Below are 16,373 nucleotides of genomic sequence, written 5' to 3' on the forward strand. Positions count from 1 at the left end.
GACGCCGGTCTGCGGCGTCAGAATGTTCTAAACGAGAAAATTTAAAAAAAGCGTAAGCGGCTCTTCTGGAAGAATTGCATGCAGAGCGGGCGAAGCGTTCTGGCCCAGAATGGCGCTTTGTGCGGAATCGAGGACCCAGGCGGGCACCTGATCTTCCTGCAGAATGACCGGCATGCGATGGTGATAGGGTGCCACGCTTTCATTGGCATCCTGTGTGAGAATGATGAACTGATCATCGAGGGCCAGCGCGGCCAGATACAGAACGCGCCCGGGTTCATCAAAGGTGATTTTTTCCTTATCCGGTGTCCATTCGTAAAACGCAGTGGCCGGAACGGCAACGCGATTCGATCTCCAGGCGCGCGCAAACAGGGGCTTGGACGACGCGGTTTCCAGACGCGCATTGAAAATACGGCGGTTCATGGAAGACGAGGCAAAGCCAAACGTCATTACGGAAAGATTCAGCGCCTGGTCTCTGGCGCAGACGGCGATCGTTCGGGCGGAAGGATAAATCACACGCGGATGCAGATCGAGCTCGATCTCCTCCCAGTGTTCCCTGGGCACCAGATGACGCAGAGAATCTACGATTTCTTCGCTGACTAGAAACTGACCGCACATACACATTCCTCTTTTCTTTTTCTGTCCTTCTGCCCGCCAGGCAAAACAGCGCTCTGTCTGCGGCAAAACGGGCAGAATGGCTTCCTGTCCTGATTGTAGCAAACCCCGGATTTCCTTTGTAAAGCCGGGCCTGCGTTTTGGCCGATCGTCAGAGCTTGCGCCGCTTGATACAATAGGAAAAGCGGATTTCGACTGCAGAGCGTTTTGTATCTGCAAAAGCAAAGATGCGAAATCAAGAATATGTAGAGAAAACCATATAGAAAACAGAGCGAAAAAAGGAAAGCAGCGCTCGGGGAGGAAAGAGGATGAAAAAGCCAGAAGGAAGCAAAGGCATCATGATCGCCTTTGAAGGCAGCGACGGAGCGGGGAAAAGCACTGCGATGGCGCATGTCTATGAAGAACTTTTGAAACGCGGCCTTCCCGTCATCACTACCCGCGAGCCGGGCGGATCGCCGCTCTCGGAACAAATCCGGAACATTCTGCTCGATCCCGAAAATGAAGTGGATCCGAAAACCGAAGCGCTTCTGTACGCCGCCAGCCGCCGCCAGCATCTGGTTTCCACCATTTTGCCAGCTTTGGAAGAAGGCAAAATCGTGCTTTGCGACCGGTTTCTGGATTCGTCGATCGCCTATCAGGGCTTTGGACGCGATCTGAATGCGAAGACGATTGAACATCTCAATGATTTTGGTCTGGAAGGCTTCCGGCCGGACGCGACGCTCTTTTTTGAACTCGATCGGGAAACATCCGCAAAGCGGATTAACCTGCGCGGCAATCTGAACCGTCTCGATCAGGAAAAGGAAGCGTTTTTCTCCCGGGTAGCCGACGGATTTGAAGCCATTCTCAAAACGCATCCCGAATATTGCCGCATTGACGCGTCGGGGTCGATCGAAGACGTAGCAAATCAGACGATGAAGCAGGTAGACCGTCTTCTCGAAGAGGCCGGCTATGGTCGATAAGAAAAAGCTGAAGGAACGCCAGCCGGTCGCATGGAAAATTCTTTCCAATGCCCTGAAAAGCGGACGCATTTCGCACGCCTACATGTTTTATGGACAGAAAAACCCGGATCAGAGCCGGCTGGCTCTGCTGTTTGCGCAGTCGATGAACTGCGAACATCCTGATGAAGACGGGATTGCCTGCCAGAACTGCGAAACCTGTCAGCTGATCGCCCGAGACATGTATCCGGACTTTTTCTGGCTGCATCCCGGCGGTCTGCAGGCGCGCAAGCCGCTGACGCGAAAGGAACTCGACGCCTGGTGGAAAACCAACGCGGTTCCCAGCGAACAGAAAACGAGCTGGAGACTGCGCAAAGAAGACATTCTGCGTCTGCAGGATACATTTGCCACCTCGAGCGGGACGGACGCCCGACGACAGGTTTATATTATTGAACAGTACGAACAGGCGACCGCTTCCGCGTCCAATACGCTTCTGAAATTTCTTGAAGAGCCCAAGGACGGGCTGACCGGCATCCTGTGTACAAGCGCGATCAATACCGTACTGCCGACGATCGTTTCCCGCTGTCAGCTGATCCCCATGCGGCCGCCTGCACGAGCGGCACTCGAAGCGGAAATTGCCGAAATAATCGACGATCCCGAAATTGTGGCGATTCTCGCCCGGGCCGGCTACGGTCCGGACAGTCTGGAAGCGCTCCTGGAAAACGAAGCGCTGTTTGAACTGCGCGATGCGGCGAAGGAATACTGGCCGCAGCGAACTTCGCATTCCGCCATTGTGCGTCTGGAATGCGGCGTCTTTTCCAAAAGCGAATTTCCCACCCGGGAAGCGGCCGCCTTTTTCCTGCACTGCCTGCTTTACTTTCTGGAGCAGGAGCAGACGGAACAGGCGGATCGTCTCGAAGAGCGCTCAACGCTTGTCGAAGCGCTCGACGCCCTGCGTCAGCCGCTCGACCCTGTTCTTCTGATCGAACGCGTTGCCCGCGATCTGCGCAAAGAAGCGCTCAGAAAACAAAGACGCTCAACCGGCATCCTGCAGCAGGATGCATATCCTTAGAAATTTCAGCCGCCGTTTTGCATGTTCACGCAAAACCGGGCGGCTTCTCCATAGATTGGAACGGACGCTGTCGATCTTTCTTTGAGAGAAAATCAAAATCGATCGAAACCCGTCTGCTTCCTTAGAAAGGCAAGACGAATTATGTCGAAACCATCCAGTGCCGCCAAGCCGGCATCGAATACGAAAACTTACCCTTTCATGGTGTATATCCAGTTTGACGGATCCAAGAAGGTGTATACCTTCGGAACGACAATGGAACATCGAACTGGTGAAGCGGTCGTTGTGGAAACGGTTCGCGGTCAGGAAATCGGTACGGTCTATGTACCGTCGATGCCCTTTGACGCGTCCAAAGTCCAGGGCGACTTAAAAGGCATCGTCCGCCGCGCCACGCCGGAAGACCTGCACCAGAAAGCTGAAAATGAAGAAGAAGCACGCAAATCCTTTGAGATCTGTGCCAAAGCCATCGAGCGCCTCAAGCTCGACATGCATCTGATTTCCTGCGAGTATACCCTTGATCGCTCCAAAGTGATTTTTACGTACGTCAGCGAAGATCGCGTCGATTTCCGCGGTCTGCTCAAAGAGCTCGCCGGATGCATCAGCGGCCGGATTGAACTGCGCCAGGTCGGCCCCCGCAACAAAGCCAAACTGGTCGGCGGCATCGGCAGTTGCGGCATGGAATGCTGCTGCAGCCGGTTCATGAGCGACTTTGATACTGTGTCCATCAACATGGCGAAAAACCAGCTGCTCGCGCTCAATATTTCCAAACTGTCTGGACAGTGCGGCAAGCTGAAGTGCTGTCTGCGTTTTGAAAACGAAGCCTATTGCGAGCTGCGCAAAAACCTGCCGAAGCTGAATTCCCAGATCGAATACAACGGAAATCGCTATCGGATCAGCTCGATGAACGTGCTTCAGAAACAAGCCAAGCTTGAAAACCGGGAAGAAACGCTGTTTGTCTCCTTTGACGAACTGTTCCCGGCAAGAAAGGCAGAACATGAATCGACAGAAAAGCTTCCAGAATGAAAATGGACCAGCCGTCTATCTGGTCCCGACCCCGATCGGCAATCTTTCGGAAATTTCTCCTCGCCAGAAAGAGGCGCTGGAAAACGCCGATGTGATCGCGTGTGAAGATACGCGCAATTCCGGCCTTCTTCTGAAATCGATCGGAATTCACAAACCGCTGATCGCGCATCATGAATACAACGCGCATACGAGTTCGACCGGCATTTTAAAGCTGCTTGAAGAAGGAAAGAAAGTCGCCGTCATTTCCGATGCCGGCTATCCGCTCATTTCGGATCCGGGCAGTGAACTCGTCCGGCTCGCTTCCCAGGCCGGCTATCCGGTCATTCCCGTTTCCGGAAGCAATGCGGCGTTAAACGCGCTGGTGGCCTCCGGCCTGGAAACGTCTCATTTCCTCTTTTACGGATTTCTGGATGCGAAAAGCGTTCGCCGGAAAAAGGAACTCGAAAGTCTGAAGTCCCTGCCGTATACGGTAATTTTTTACGAAGCGCCGCACCGCATTGAAAAAATGCTGGAAGACGTAAAGGAAGTCTTTGGCGACCGGCAGATCTGTCTGGCCAGAGAACTGACCAAGCTGCACGAAGAGTTCCTGCGCGGCACGATTTCCAAAATTCTCCCGCTGGTTTCCCAGCTGAAAGGAGAAATGGTCGTAGTCGTACAGGGCTGCCCGCAGCAGACTGACCGTTCTTTTGAAGAAACGGTTCGCATGGCGTCTGAACTGGCGGCCTCGGGCATCAAGCCCAAACAGGCAGCCGCTAAAGCCAGCGAAGAAAGCGGCTTTTCCAAAAACGAGGTGTATCAGGAAATGATGCGCCAGAAAAAGGAACAGGAAGAGCAGTAAAACCCATTCTTAAACAAACGAGGCTGATTTCAAAACCAGAAATCAGCCTTTTCTATATACCGGCATACCGGCCGTTCTATATACCGGCATACCGGCCGGTTCGAAGAAAATTCCGACGCGCAAGGCGATGTTCATACAGCTCAATCCGGTCTGGAAAAAGCGGAATTTTGGGCTTGTCTAAAGGATTTGTTGTGCATAATATGAGCACATTCAAATTGACATTTGCGTGAAAAATGGAATAATGAAAAGCTGGATTATACGCTTTTTACAGGCTGCAGGCAGATCGCAGGAAATTCTGCGTTTTTTGCTCAAGGAAGAATCCAGAAATTACGAAAACGAAACCAGACGAGACAAAATAAAGAAGCCGGCCCTCTTAACCATTCTCCAAAACAGAAAAGACGCCGTATGCGGATCCGCCAGACCATACCCGCTTTGGGGCAGCGTCCAGAGATCCTTTTTTGAAATCATTTATCGGCACGACATTTTGTCCGTGCCAAAATCATGAAAAGTTTAAAAGGCGCAGGCTTTGTGCTTTTCCAAATCCAGAGCCGGGCGCTACACTCCAGTTTCAGACAGAAATACAAAATCGAAATACATACACAAACCGAACAGAAAAACAGAAAGAAGGGATCAACATGGACTCTGTTATTCACATTCAGGGAGCCAGAGAAAACAACCTGAAAAACATTTCTCTCGATCTTCCCAAAAACAAGCTCATTATCATGACCGGCGTTTCCGGAAGCGGTAAGACTTCGCTGGCTTTCGATACGATTTATGCGGAGGGCCAGCGCCGCTATATGGAATCCCTGTCCTCTTATGCCCGCCAGTTTCTCGGCAATTCTGAAAAGCCGGATGTCGATCAGATTGACGGTCTTTCTCCTGCTATTGCTATCGATCAGAAAACGACTTCGCACAACCCGCGTTCGACCGTAGGCACGGTAACGGAAATTTACGACTACCTGCGTCTGCTGTACGCGCGCATCGGCGTGCCGTACTGCCCGGAACACGGCGAACCGATTACCGGCCAGACGGTTACCGAGATGGTAGACCAGGTTATGCTTCTGCCCGACGGCACCCGCACGACCGTTCTCGCTCCGATTGCCCGCGACAAGAAGGGCACGTTCAAGGACACATTTGCCAAACTGATGAAAGACGGTTTTCTGCGTGCACGAGTTGATGGGGAAATCCGTCTGATCGAAGAACTCGAACCGCTGGAAAAAAATAAGAAGCACACGATTGAAGTCGTTATCGACCGAATCATTAAAGGCAATAACCGCGGCCGCTACTACGATTCCATCAATACGGCGCTCAATCTCGGCGAAGGCATGGCGGCGGTCATGACGCCGGACGATACGCTGCTCTTTTCCTCGAGCTACGCGTGCAAAATCTGCGGTTTTACCGTACCGAAACTCGAACCGCGTCTGTTTTCCTTCAACGCGCCGATGGGCGCGTGCCCGGAATGCAAGGGCATCGGCGTCATCCAGAAAGTCGATCTGGATCTTCTGATTCCGGATAAGAAAAAGACGCTGAATGAAGGCGGCGTCGCCTACTTTAAAAACATTGCCGGCTCGTCCAACCAGGAATGGCAGCGCTTTGTGGCGCTGTGCGACCATTTCGGCATCAATATGGACAAGCCGATCAGCAAGCTGACGAAAAAGGAACTCGACATCGTTCTCCACGGTTCGGACGAACCGGTGTCCTACACTATCGTCAACAATAAAGGCCTGACCCGCGAATACAACGAGCCGATCGAGGGCGTAGCGGATCTGATTGAACGCCGCTATCTCGAAACGGGATCGGCCTGGTCGAGAGACTGGTACGAAACGTTCCTGGGCGAAGCGGTGTGCCCGACCTGCCACGGCGCCCGTCTGAACGATCAGGTTCTGGCGGTACGCATCGGCGGCAAGAACATTTACGAATGGACCCAGATGTCGGTTGTGGAAGCCATCGACTTCATCGAACATCTCGAACTGACCCCGGCGCAGCGCAAAATTGCGGAACTCGGTCTGAATGAAATCAAAAACCGTCTGACGTTTCTGAAAAATGTCGGTCTGACGTATCTGACGCTCGACCGTCTGGCGTCGACTCTTTCCGGCGGCGAAAGCCAGCGTATTCGTCTGGCCACCCAGATTGGTTCCCGTCTGACCGGTGTCATGTACGTTCTCGACGAACCGTCGATCGGTCTGCACCAGCGCGACAACGACCGTCTGATTCAGTCGATGAAGGAAATGCGCGATCTGGGCAACACCCTGATCGTTGTCGAACACGATGAAGATACGATGCGCGCCAGCGACTATATCGTGGACATCGGCCCAGGCGCCGGCGTGCACGGTGGGGAAGTCGTCGCCTGCGGTACGCCGGAACAGGTCATGGCCAACGAAAACTCCATTACCGGCCGCTATCTGTCCGGCAAGGAGAAAATTCCGTATCCGGCTGTGCGCCGCAAAGGCAGCGGCAAATCGCTGGATGTCATCAATGCCACCCACAACAACCTCCAGCACGTGAACGCCTCGTTCCCGCTCGGAACATTTACGGTTGTCACCGGCGTTTCGGGTTCCGGCAAATCGTCGCTCGTAACTGAAGTTCTCACCCACGGCATCCAGCATCATTTAGGAAAAGTCCGTGTAAAACCCGGTCAGGCAAAGGGAATACGCGGTCTTGAGGAAATCGACAAGCTGATCGAGATTTCGCAGGAGCCGATCGGCCGTACCCCGCGTTCCAATCCGGCGACGTATGTCGGCGTCTTTGACGATATCCGCGACCTGTTCGCACAGACGCGCGAAGCCAAACTGCTCGGTTTCACCAAATCGCAGTTTTCCTTCAACGTCAAAGGCGGACGCTGCGAAGCGTGTCAGGGCGACGGTACCCGCAAGATTTCGATGCACTTCCTGCCCGACGTCTATGTCGAATGCGACATTTGTCACGGCAAGCGCTATAACGAAGAAACGCTTCAGGTAAAGTACAAGGACAAAACGATTTCCGACGTTCTGGAAATGACGGTGGAAGAAGCCATTGAATTTTTCCAGCCGATTTCCCGCATCCGTCACAAGCTGCAGACGCTGGCGGATGTCGGTCTGTCCTACGTCAAGCTCGGCCAGTCGGCGACCACCCTGTCCGGCGGGGAAGCACAGCGTGTCAAGCTGGCGAGCGAACTGCAGAAAAAGCCGACCGGCAAGACGGTCTTTGTTCTCGATGAGCCGACGACCGGTCTGCATTCGAGCGATGTCCGCAAGCTGATCGAAGTGCTGCAGCGTCTGGTCGACGGCGGCAATACGGTCATCGTCATCGAACACAATCTCGACGTCATTAAAAACGCGGACTATATTCTTGATCTCGGTCCGGAAGGCGGTGCCGGCGGCGGTACGATTATCGCCAAGGGAACCCCGGAAGAAATTGCGGCCTGCCCGAACAGCTTTACCGGTCAGTATCTCGCCCCGCTGCTTACCGGCGGCGAAGCCGAAGCCTATACGAAATGGAAAGGCTTTGAAGACGAGAAGGAAAGCAAAACCGAAGAATAAAGAACCAAAACGCAAATCGGAAAAATCATCCGAAGAGCTTAAATACCGAAAAACGAAAAATCCAAAATAGCAGAAGAAATTCGAATCCAGAGCAACAGCTTAAGGAAAAAGTTCCTCGAGCTGCTGCTTTTTTCTGCCTTTCAACGAGGAAGAAAAGGCAACGGACGGTTGCTTGAGCCTCATACGGGCTTCCCGCATACTGAATGCAGGAAAAGAGGTACGCAAATGAGTACAGGAACGATTCTCAAACAGCTTCGAGATGCATCGATGATGACGCAGGCCCAGCTGGCGGACAAAGTTCACGTCACCCGTCAGGCGGTATCCCGATGGGAAAATGGCGAAACTATACCGGGAGCGGATTTGCTGGTGAAGCTGTCCGAAGTGTTTGGCGTATCGATCGACGCTTTACTGGAGTCACCGGTGATTCGCTATTGCGAATGCTGCGGAATGCCTCTTGAGCCGTCGATCATGGGGAAAAATAAGGAAGGAGAAATCGATCCCGGCTACTGCAAGTGGTGTCTGGAAGACGGATCCTTTGTGTATACCGAACCGGATCAGATGCTGGATTTTCTCGTCGCTTCGATGCCGCAGAATGGCCTGAGCGAAAAAGAATGCCGGGCGTTTTACGCATCACATCTCAAAAAGCTTCCGTACTGGAAGGGAAAAATGACTTCCGATTCCAACGAATAAGAAAAGCTGCTTTACACCCATTCCAGCCAATACTTCACTGCGAATTCACCGCCAATTCACCGCATCAGGCCGGATTCGGGCCGCTGTTTAAACAGTCAGGTCAGAATCCGGCATTTTCCTGTGTGCTGGCTTTCCCCGTTTCCCGGGGATACATGTAAACTGAGAGACTGTACGTCTTGCACAAGGTCGAAAAATCGTCTGGAAGAAACATTCGGGCATTTTGAATCCGTTTGACATTTCGAACTGTCTAATGTTAAGGAAATACAGCGGGAACACAGAAATTTGTGATGGGATACTCTATGCCGGTCATTTCTGTACGCAGAAAAACCGCTGGATAAGATATGATAAAGCTCTGAACAGCGGCCGCAAAAAACTGCGAAATCCGCAGAGCAGGGAAAGGGGGCAGAACACATGGCGAAAGCAACAGTCCGGGATCTGGTTGTGAAATTTCACTGGAACCAGGTGGCCGGCACCAGCAAAGCCCTCAAGCGCCCGATCACCCTGCCGGATATTAACCGTCCGGGTCTTGAACTCGCCGGCTACCTGTCCCATTCGCAGACGAAGCGTCTGATCGTGATCGGCGGTAAAGAATACCGCTACATTACCGAACAGATGGACGAAATCCAGCAGCGCCGTGTTTTTGAATTCGTGACGCATGCGGATACCCCCTGCATTCTTCTGACCGGCAGCCACGTCTGCCCGCCGATTCTCAAGGAGATTTCCGATCGGAAGGACTTTCCTGTCTTTGAAACGAAGACAAAAACGAGCCAGGTCGTCGTCAATGTCACCAACTATCTCGACGAACTGCTCGCCCCGGCGACACTGCTGCACGGCGAACTCGTCCGCATTTACGGCGTAGGCGTTCTGATTACCGGAACCAGCGGCTCCGGCAAAAGTGAAATCGTACTGGACCTCGTCAAGCGGGGCCATCAGCTGGTTGCCGATGACCGGGTGGATCTGTATCGAATTCACAACACGCTCGTCGGCAAAACCGCTCAGGTCATTTCCGGATTCATGGAACTGCGCGGCGTCGGCATTATCGATATCAAGCGCCTGTACGGCATTACCTCGGTTGCCAATTCCGCGGAAATCAGTTTTGAAATTCGTCTCGAAACGTATAATCCGAGCGTGGCGTATGACCGTGTCGGTCTGGGAGACAAGCAGTATTCCAACTACCTTGGCATCCCGGTTTTGAAAATGGTCATCCCGGTTACGTACGGCCGGCCGATGGCGACCGTTATTGAAACGGCGGTAACCAACTATCTGCTTCAGCAGGACGGCTTCGATTCCGCAGAAGTTTTCGAAGAGCTGGTTCTCGAAGAAATTGAAAAGAACCGCAGTGAAGAAGAGGAAGAAGTCAAAGCCGCAGCCATGCAAAACGCAGAGCCGCTCAATTAAGATGGCCAAAGCGTAAAAAACGGCGTGAATCACAGACACTGCCGAAAGAATGAACGAATACAAAAATCAGACATCGAAAAACAGAGCGCTCCCGGCGCTCTGTTTCCATATGTACGCGATATGCACGTGATGGAATGAACCCGATGTACGCAAAATAGACCGGGGATACCCGAAGTACCCCGAAACGAAAACGACGAGAATGCCGCAAGGCATTTTTTAAGGAGAGCGAACATGGAAAAATTGCCAAATTCCAATGCAGGACAGACCCCATCCTCAAAACATACTGTCGATCCGCAAAAGCCGCTGGTGCTGTTTGACCTGGACGGCACGCTGATCGATTCGCAGAATCTTGTGTTCGAGACGTTCCGGCAGGTGTTTGCCCAGAAGCTTCCCGATTACCAGCTGAGCCCCGAAGAGCTGTATTCCTTTTTCGGCCCAACGCTCGAAACGACCTTTCTTCGCTATTTTCCGCCGGAAGAAGTGGAAGACGTGATCGACCTCTATCAGAAAATTAACAAGGATCTGCATTACATGCTGCTGCGTGAAATGCCGCATGCGCTCGAAACCGTTCAGAAGCTGTATGACGAAGGGTATGCGATGGGAATCCTTTCCAACAAGCGGCGCGAACCGGTTTTGCTGGGGATGGAAATCTGTCATCTGCGTCCATATTTTGAGGCGGTATTCGCGAAGGAAGATCAGCCGGCCTGCAAGCCGGATCCGGCAGGACTGCTGCATGCGGCGAAAGTCATGGGCTATCCAAAGGAAAAAGCGGTCTACGTCGGAGACAACGCCGCAGACATTCAGGCGGCACACAGAGCCGGTTTTGTGTCCATCGGCTATACTTTAGATACAGTACAAAGAACAGCACTCGAAAAGGAAGGTCCGGATTATCTGATCGATGATCTTCGCCAGCTTCCTTTTCTTCTCAAGGAGGAATCAAAATGGAACAAGAATATGATCTTGTGATTATCGGCGCCGGCCCAGCTGGAATGACCGCCGCACTGTATGCTTCCCGTGCCGGACTGACGACAGTCATGATTGACGGTACGGCTCCAGGCGGAAAACTTCTCAAAACGTACCAGGTCGATAACTATCCTGGCGTACCTTCCGTTTCCGGACCGGATCTGGCCATGCAGATGTATCAGCAGTCCATCGAGTTCGGCGCCCAGTACATGTTTGGCGAAGTTGAATCCGTATCCGCCGGTCATCAGGTCATCCTGAAAGACGGCACCATCATCAATGCGAAAGCCGTTATTGTCGCCACGGGTGCGGCAGAACGTCATCTCGATATCCCTGGCGAACAGGAAGCCATCGGTCACGGCGAAAGCTTCTGCGCCGTATGCGACGGCGCCTTCTTCCGTGAAAAGGAAGTCGTTGTCATCGGCGGCGGCAACTCCGCTCTGGAAGAAGCGCAGTTCCTGGCGCGCTTCGCGTCTTCGGTAACGATTGTCATCCGCCGCGATGAATTCCGTGCAGCAACCAAAGTGCAGCAGGACATCGCCGCCAACGACAAGATTCGCGTAATCCGTCATCACATCCCGGTTTCCATTCAGATGGAAGACGGCAAAGTCAGCGGACTTACCCTCAAAAACCTCGAAGACGGCCTCGAAGTACATCTGAAATGTCAGGGCATCTTCCCTTACATCGGTCACATTCCGGAAACCAGCTTTGTGAAGGATCTTGGCGTACTCGATGAGCGCGGCTATCTGGTCGTTGACCGCCGCATGAGAACCGCCGTTCCTGGAATTTTCGGATGCGGCGACTGCATCGACAAGGAACTTCGTCAGATCGTTACCGCCTGCGGAGACGGTGCTATCGCAGCGGAAGAAGCCTTCCACTACGTCACCGGAATCTAGGATCATTCATCGATTTCGGCAGACGAAAATTCATACAGAAATTCAGAGTCAGAAACAGAAAAAGGCGATACGCGCGCAGAATCACGAGCGTATCGCCTTTTGTCTATGGTCTTCGCTCTGCGAAAAATCACAGAGCAGCTCAGAAAATTCGTATCAGTTCATGACAACCTGATGCGGAAGGATCGTCGTTTCATCAATGACTTCAAAAGAATAGCCGTTGTCCCGATAGTTCTGAATGATCGCATCGAGCGCCTGGGCAGTCGTGGACTGGTCGGGCGAGTCGTGGAAGCGGACGACCAGCTGATCGGCTGTCATATGCTGGAGACAGGTGTTGATCAGCGTGTTTGGATCGATGTTCACGTCATACCAGTCGTTGGAATCCGCGTTCCAGTCGCAGTACATGTAGCCTTTCTGGCTGACGGCACGAACGAGATCGGACATGATTCCCGTGCCGGGAACGACCGTGTTGCCGGATCCTTCCGGGAAGCGGATCAGTTTGACATCCTGACCGGTTTCTTCACGGACCAGACTGGAAATTTTGTCCAGATCCTTGAAATACGCGTCTTCGGATTTGTAGATGGCGGAAGGATTGTTGGAATAGGACATCAGGCCCAGCGAATGGCCCGCATCCGCAATTTTGCGGATCTTATCGGCGGATTCTGGATGCTCCGCCGTAACAAAGAAGGTCGCTTTGACGTTATTGCGCTCCAGAGCGTCCAGAATGGCATCGGTCTGGCTGGACGGACCTTCTTCGAAGGTCAGATACACCAGTTTCTTTCCGTAGTTTGGATTTTCCTTTACGGTAACCGTCTGCGAATACGTCTGTTCGTTGCCGGAATGGTCAATGAGACGAATGGTAACCGGATAGGAACCCGGGGCTTCCGTATTCAGCGCCGAAGTATCGATGTGTACGGAAGGCTTTTCGTCATAGTCATCCGTGATGATCAGCTGTTCGGCGGGATACGGTTTTCCCTGGAGCAGCTCAATGCTTTCGGTGAAGTTTTCAATGACCGGAGGATGGGTATCGTTGACGCGGGTCAGCTTGACGGTCTTGCTGGTTTCGTTTTCGTAGTCATCCCGGGCTGTAATGGTGATTTCATAGGACCCTTCGCGGCGCTTGGGGTCATCGCCGGTCATTTTCAGGGAATAGTTGGACGGATCGGAACACGATGTCACGAACATGCGCGGCGTCAGATTCTCATTGGTCGTAATGGTCAGATCGTGGACTTCGAGCTCGGGGCCTTTCGTATCCTTTACTTCAACGAGAAACGGATATTCTTTTCCTTTATACACATAGGCGGCATCGTAAGTGCCGATTTTATCTTTATCTACTGAGCCTTTAAATGTGACTTTGTCTTCGGAATCCAGGAAGACCGATTTCAGGTTTCCTTTGGAGTTAAACGACTCGGTATATTCAGCCATATAGACTTCGGAAGCCAGGCTGATCGGGTTCAGCGCCTTGAAAAGCAGATAGAAACCCGCAACGGCGGCGGCAATCAGCGCAATCAGAAGCAGAATCCGATTTCTACGCCGGTTTCTGTTCCGGTTTGCCGGCCGGGATTGTTTTCTGGAAGCTTTTTTCGAAGCCTTCTTCTGGGCAGCCGGCTCCTGTAAAGAAGGGCTGGATTTGGACGGTTCAGAATTCACAGGTTCTCCTTTCTGGCAGCGCAGATTTTGCGGAAAGGTTTGCGGTCTGCCTGCTTTTTTAAACGGCCGGCGATCGTTTTTCAAAGTGAAGGAAACGCATCGTCCGGACAGGAAAAGGTATATATCAATGTAACAGAATTCTGAGCCGCGCACGCTCTTTTCTGACAAAATGACAGAACTGAACGTTTTCCCCGTGTACGTTCAGGGGGTGCGATCGGAAACGATTCAGGCGTTCGGCAGGACAAAACAGGCGGTTTGAAAACGGATGCACTAAAAATCACAAAGATTATGACGATCTGTCGTACAATCTTAAGGCTGTTTAAAGTTCGTCTTCTTCGGATACCCGAAGAAAAGACTTTATGAACCGGCCTTTTTTGAAAAGTAAGAAAAGCTGGATGAAAGTATACGGATAAGATGAAACGTGAGCGTAGGAAAGAATAGACAAAAAAGGACGGCGCATACTGTGGACAGATTGCCCTTCCTAAAATTCCTTTGCATCAGTTAAAAATATCTTTCCTCAAATATGACAAACTGAACAGGAGTTAGCAGGATCTGCGGTCAGGGAAAATGCACATGGTAATATGAATTGCAGAAATGGCAAACCTGAACAGAGGAGATTGGTGTATGAAAATAATTGTTATTGGTGAAAATGCGAAAGAACAAGCTCTGGGTTCGCTTCTGGAATGCCGCGGCAGTAATGAAGTACTCGTCGTCCCCGGAAATCCGGGAACGGTTCAGTTTGAGCAGTCGGTAGAAGAGCTCCCGGATAACTATAATCCTGAAGACATTTTTGGAACGCTGGTGGAGTTTGAACCAGATCTGGTCATTCTCTGTGATGAGGATCTCATCCGCAAGGGATGGGGAGACAGTCTCTCCAGCCGTGGATGGAATGTTCTGGCCCCGGATATCAAAGCCTGTCATATGATTGATGACAAGCCGCTCTGGGCCAAGATTATGCAGGAAAACGATATTCCGGTAGCGGATTTCCGCATGCTGAATACGATTGAAGAAGCACGAAAGTTTGTGGAAGAATTTCCATGCCCGTTCGTACTGAAGGAAGTGGAAGGCGAAAAACGGTTCGCCATTCCGTATAACGAAGACGAAGCGCTGGATCTGCTGGAAGAATGGTTTGGAAATGGACGTACCCGCGTCATGGTTTCTGAATTTAAAGAAGGCCGCCGCTTTAATCTGCCGGTTATGGTTTATAAGGCCCGTGTGGTTCCGCTTCTTCCTTATATTGTGATGCGCGGTATTTATGAACATGAAGACGATCCGCAGGCCAAAGGAATGGGCGCGGTATGCAGCGCCAGAGGTCCGATCAGTCATGAACACGCCCAGGAAGCCGTTGAGCGAATTATGGTTCCGTTCTTCAAGGTGATCCAGAAACGTGGCGTGGACTACAACGGTCTTCTGACCGGTGAATTTGTGCTGACCGATCACGGTCTGGTCTGCGTAAACATGAAACCGGGTCTTTCAGAAACCGGTGCGGTTTCCTATCTGCAGCTTCTGCGCAGCGATCTGGCCAAAGCCTGGTTCGATCTGCAGGAAGGCAAACCGGTAAATCTCGAATGGCGGCCGAAAGTAGCAGTTTCCGTTGTTCTGGCCGGCAAGGACTATCCGCAGACCGATTCCCACGATGCGCCGATTGTGATGGATGAAGACTTTGAAGGCATCATCAACTACAACCACGCAAAAGTCGGAGAAAACGGCCGGATCCTTACGGACGGCGGACGCGTACTTATTCTTACCCGCGTAGACGAAACGCTTGCCGGAGCCTGTGCAAAAGTACAGGAATCCGCAGACGCCATTCACTGCTCCGATCTGATTCATCGTTCCGACATTGGACAGGATCTCGACTAGCTGGATTCCGTTGCAAAAGAAAAGACGAATCTTCGAAATCCCTGAATAAATAAAAGAGACGGCATCGACCTTTTCGTCGATCTATGCCGTCTCTTTTCTGTTATCCGCTCTTGGCCAAAGGAAAAAGCAAAAGAAAAATCCAGATCCAGACGTCCACATAGAGGCACAAGCCCGTTTTCTCGTTCCGTTCAGGGAACAGAACAAGTGAACCGGGCATTTTGTTTAGAAAATCTTTAGAATTTAAATGTACTTTGGTCTTCCAGTTCTGATTTCGCATGCTATAATATCAAAGCGTTGAAACAAAGCGCATATGCGGACGTGGTGAAATGGCAGACACGCTGTCTTCAGGCGGCAGTGGGGCAACCCGTGTGCGTTCGACTCGCATCGTCCGCACCACTTAACAAATATCCCGGTAGGTAAAGCCTATCGGGTTTTTATTTTGTTTTGATGTGCGATTTACGTGCGATTTTTTATACTAGATTGAGTTTAGAAGACTAGTCTTCATCCTCCTGCCAGGGCTCAGCAATGGCCATAGCGGAATTAATGAATGATTTTATATTGTAGCTCTTCGTTTCTTCTGGATATTTTTCAGCCAGATTCTTATATGCCTCAATGAGTTCAACACTTTTCGACTGTTCTGCACTATCGTCAATGATTTCGCTGATCCATGAATACTCGTCTTCCGTGCAATTGTTTTTTAAGAAGTGCATGGCGTCGGGAATGTTAGCCGCAAATAAATGTACTGTATCCTTGATGAAAAGCTCGCTGAAGGTAATGGCTTCATCGGAAACAGCTATTCTTTTTCTTAAAAGATTTCTATATGGATCTTTGAAATTCATTTTTTATTCCTCTAGAACTTTCCCAACGAGCTTTGTTTTTTGTAGTTTAAAACCAATGCTGTTCACTTAAGCTTCACAAGCTCACTTA

At 51.5% G+C, this 16,373-nt stretch carries 13 protein-coding genes and 1 tRNA gene; 11 read left to right on the top strand and 3 right to left on the bottom strand.

Annotated elements, in window-relative coordinates; all coding sequences use genetic code 11:
* Positions 1–27: 27 nt before the first annotated feature.
* Complete coding sequence (locus Q2J39_RS01715; protein ID WP_288338961.1) at positions 28–615, bottom strand: SOS response-associated peptidase family protein; 588 nt, start codon at positions 613–615, stop codon at positions 28–30.
* 305 nt (positions 616–920) lie between these two features.
* On the opposite strand from Q2J39_RS01715, the gene tmk reads away from it, so the two are divergent.
* The 9 genes from tmk (at position 921) to trxB (ending at position 11,939) form a co-directional block, all read left to right on the top strand.
* Entirely contained in the window at positions 921–1,571 is a 651-nt protein-coding gene (tmk, locus tag Q2J39_RS01720; protein ID WP_230266943.1) for a dTMP kinase, read from the top strand.
* Complete coding sequence (locus Q2J39_RS01725; protein WP_288338960.1) at positions 1,561–2,619, top strand: DNA polymerase III subunit; 1,059 nt, start codon at positions 1,561–1,563, stop codon at positions 2,617–2,619. Before tmk ends, Q2J39_RS01725 begins: the two co-directional genes overlap by 11 nt.
* Before the next feature lie 141 nt (positions 2,620–2,760).
* A complete protein-coding gene (locus tag Q2J39_RS01730; RefSeq protein ID WP_230266941.1) occupies positions 2,761–3,639 on the top strand; it encodes a regulatory iron-sulfur-containing complex subunit RicT in 879 nt (292 codons plus the stop codon).
* Positions 3,611–4,477: a 16S rRNA (cytidine(1402)-2'-O)-methyltransferase gene (gene rsmI, locus Q2J39_RS01735; RefSeq protein ID WP_288338959.1), complete on the top strand. Its 867-nt coding sequence runs from the start codon at positions 3,611–3,613 to the stop codon at positions 4,475–4,477. The genes Q2J39_RS01730 and rsmI overlap by 29 nt, the downstream gene beginning before the upstream one ends.
* A gap of 635 nt (positions 4,478–5,112) precedes the next feature.
* On the top strand, positions 5,113–7,995 hold the full coding sequence (gene uvrA / locus Q2J39_RS01740; protein WP_288338957.1) for an excinuclease ABC subunit UvrA: 2,883 nt from the start codon (positions 5,113–5,115) through the stop codon (positions 7,993–7,995).
* Between the two features lie 225 nt (positions 7,996–8,220).
* A complete protein-coding gene (locus tag Q2J39_RS01745; RefSeq protein WP_230266937.1) occupies positions 8,221–8,685 on the top strand; it encodes a helix-turn-helix domain-containing protein in 465 nt (154 codons plus the stop codon).
* 411 nt (positions 8,686–9,096) lie between these two features.
* Positions 9,097–10,083: an HPr(Ser) kinase/phosphatase gene (gene hprK / locus Q2J39_RS01750; RefSeq protein ID WP_288338956.1), complete on the top strand. Its 987-nt coding sequence runs from the start codon at positions 9,097–9,099 to the stop codon at positions 10,081–10,083.
* Between the two features lie 231 nt (positions 10,084–10,314).
* Positions 10,315–11,049, top strand: coding sequence for an HAD family hydrolase (locus Q2J39_RS01755; protein WP_288338955.1), 735 nt, complete (start codon positions 10,315–10,317; stop codon positions 11,047–11,049).
* On the top strand, positions 11,025–11,939 hold the full coding sequence (gene trxB, locus Q2J39_RS01760; protein WP_230266934.1) for a thioredoxin-disulfide reductase: 915 nt from the start codon (positions 11,025–11,027) through the stop codon (positions 11,937–11,939). Before Q2J39_RS01755 ends, trxB begins: the two co-directional genes overlap by 25 nt.
* 153 nt (positions 11,940–12,092) lie before the next feature.
* Here the strand turns inward: trxB and Q2J39_RS01765 are convergent, their stop codons facing one another.
* Positions 12,093–13,586 carry a polysaccharide deacetylase family protein gene (locus tag Q2J39_RS01765; RefSeq protein WP_288338954.1) on the bottom strand — a complete coding sequence of 498 codons (1,494 nt, stop codon included), beginning with the start codon at positions 13,584–13,586 and terminating at the stop codon, positions 12,093–12,095.
* A 624-nt stretch (positions 13,587–14,210) separates the two neighbouring features.
* Between Q2J39_RS01765 and Q2J39_RS01770 the strand changes: the two genes are divergently transcribed.
* Positions 14,211–15,446 (top strand): phosphoribosylglycinamide synthetase C domain-containing protein, encoded by a 1,236-nt coding sequence (locus Q2J39_RS01770; protein ID WP_230266932.1) that lies wholly within the window; start codon positions 14,211–14,213, stop codon positions 15,444–15,446.
* Between the two features lie 312 nt (positions 15,447–15,758).
* Positions 15,759–15,842 (top strand) — tRNA-Leu (locus Q2J39_RS01775).
* A 98-nt stretch (positions 15,843–15,940) separates the two neighbouring features.
* Here the strand turns inward: Q2J39_RS01775 and Q2J39_RS01780 are convergent.
* Entirely contained in the window at positions 15,941–16,285 is a 345-nt protein-coding gene (locus tag Q2J39_RS01780) for a hypothetical protein (protein ID WP_288338953.1), read from the bottom strand.
* Positions 16,286–16,373 lie beyond the last annotated feature (88 nt).

The sequence above is a fragment of the uncultured Allobaculum sp. genome (genome assembly GCF_948576815.1).
GTDB lineage: Bacteria > Bacillota_I > Bacilli_A > Erysipelotrichales > Erysipelotrichaceae > Allobaculum > Allobaculum fili.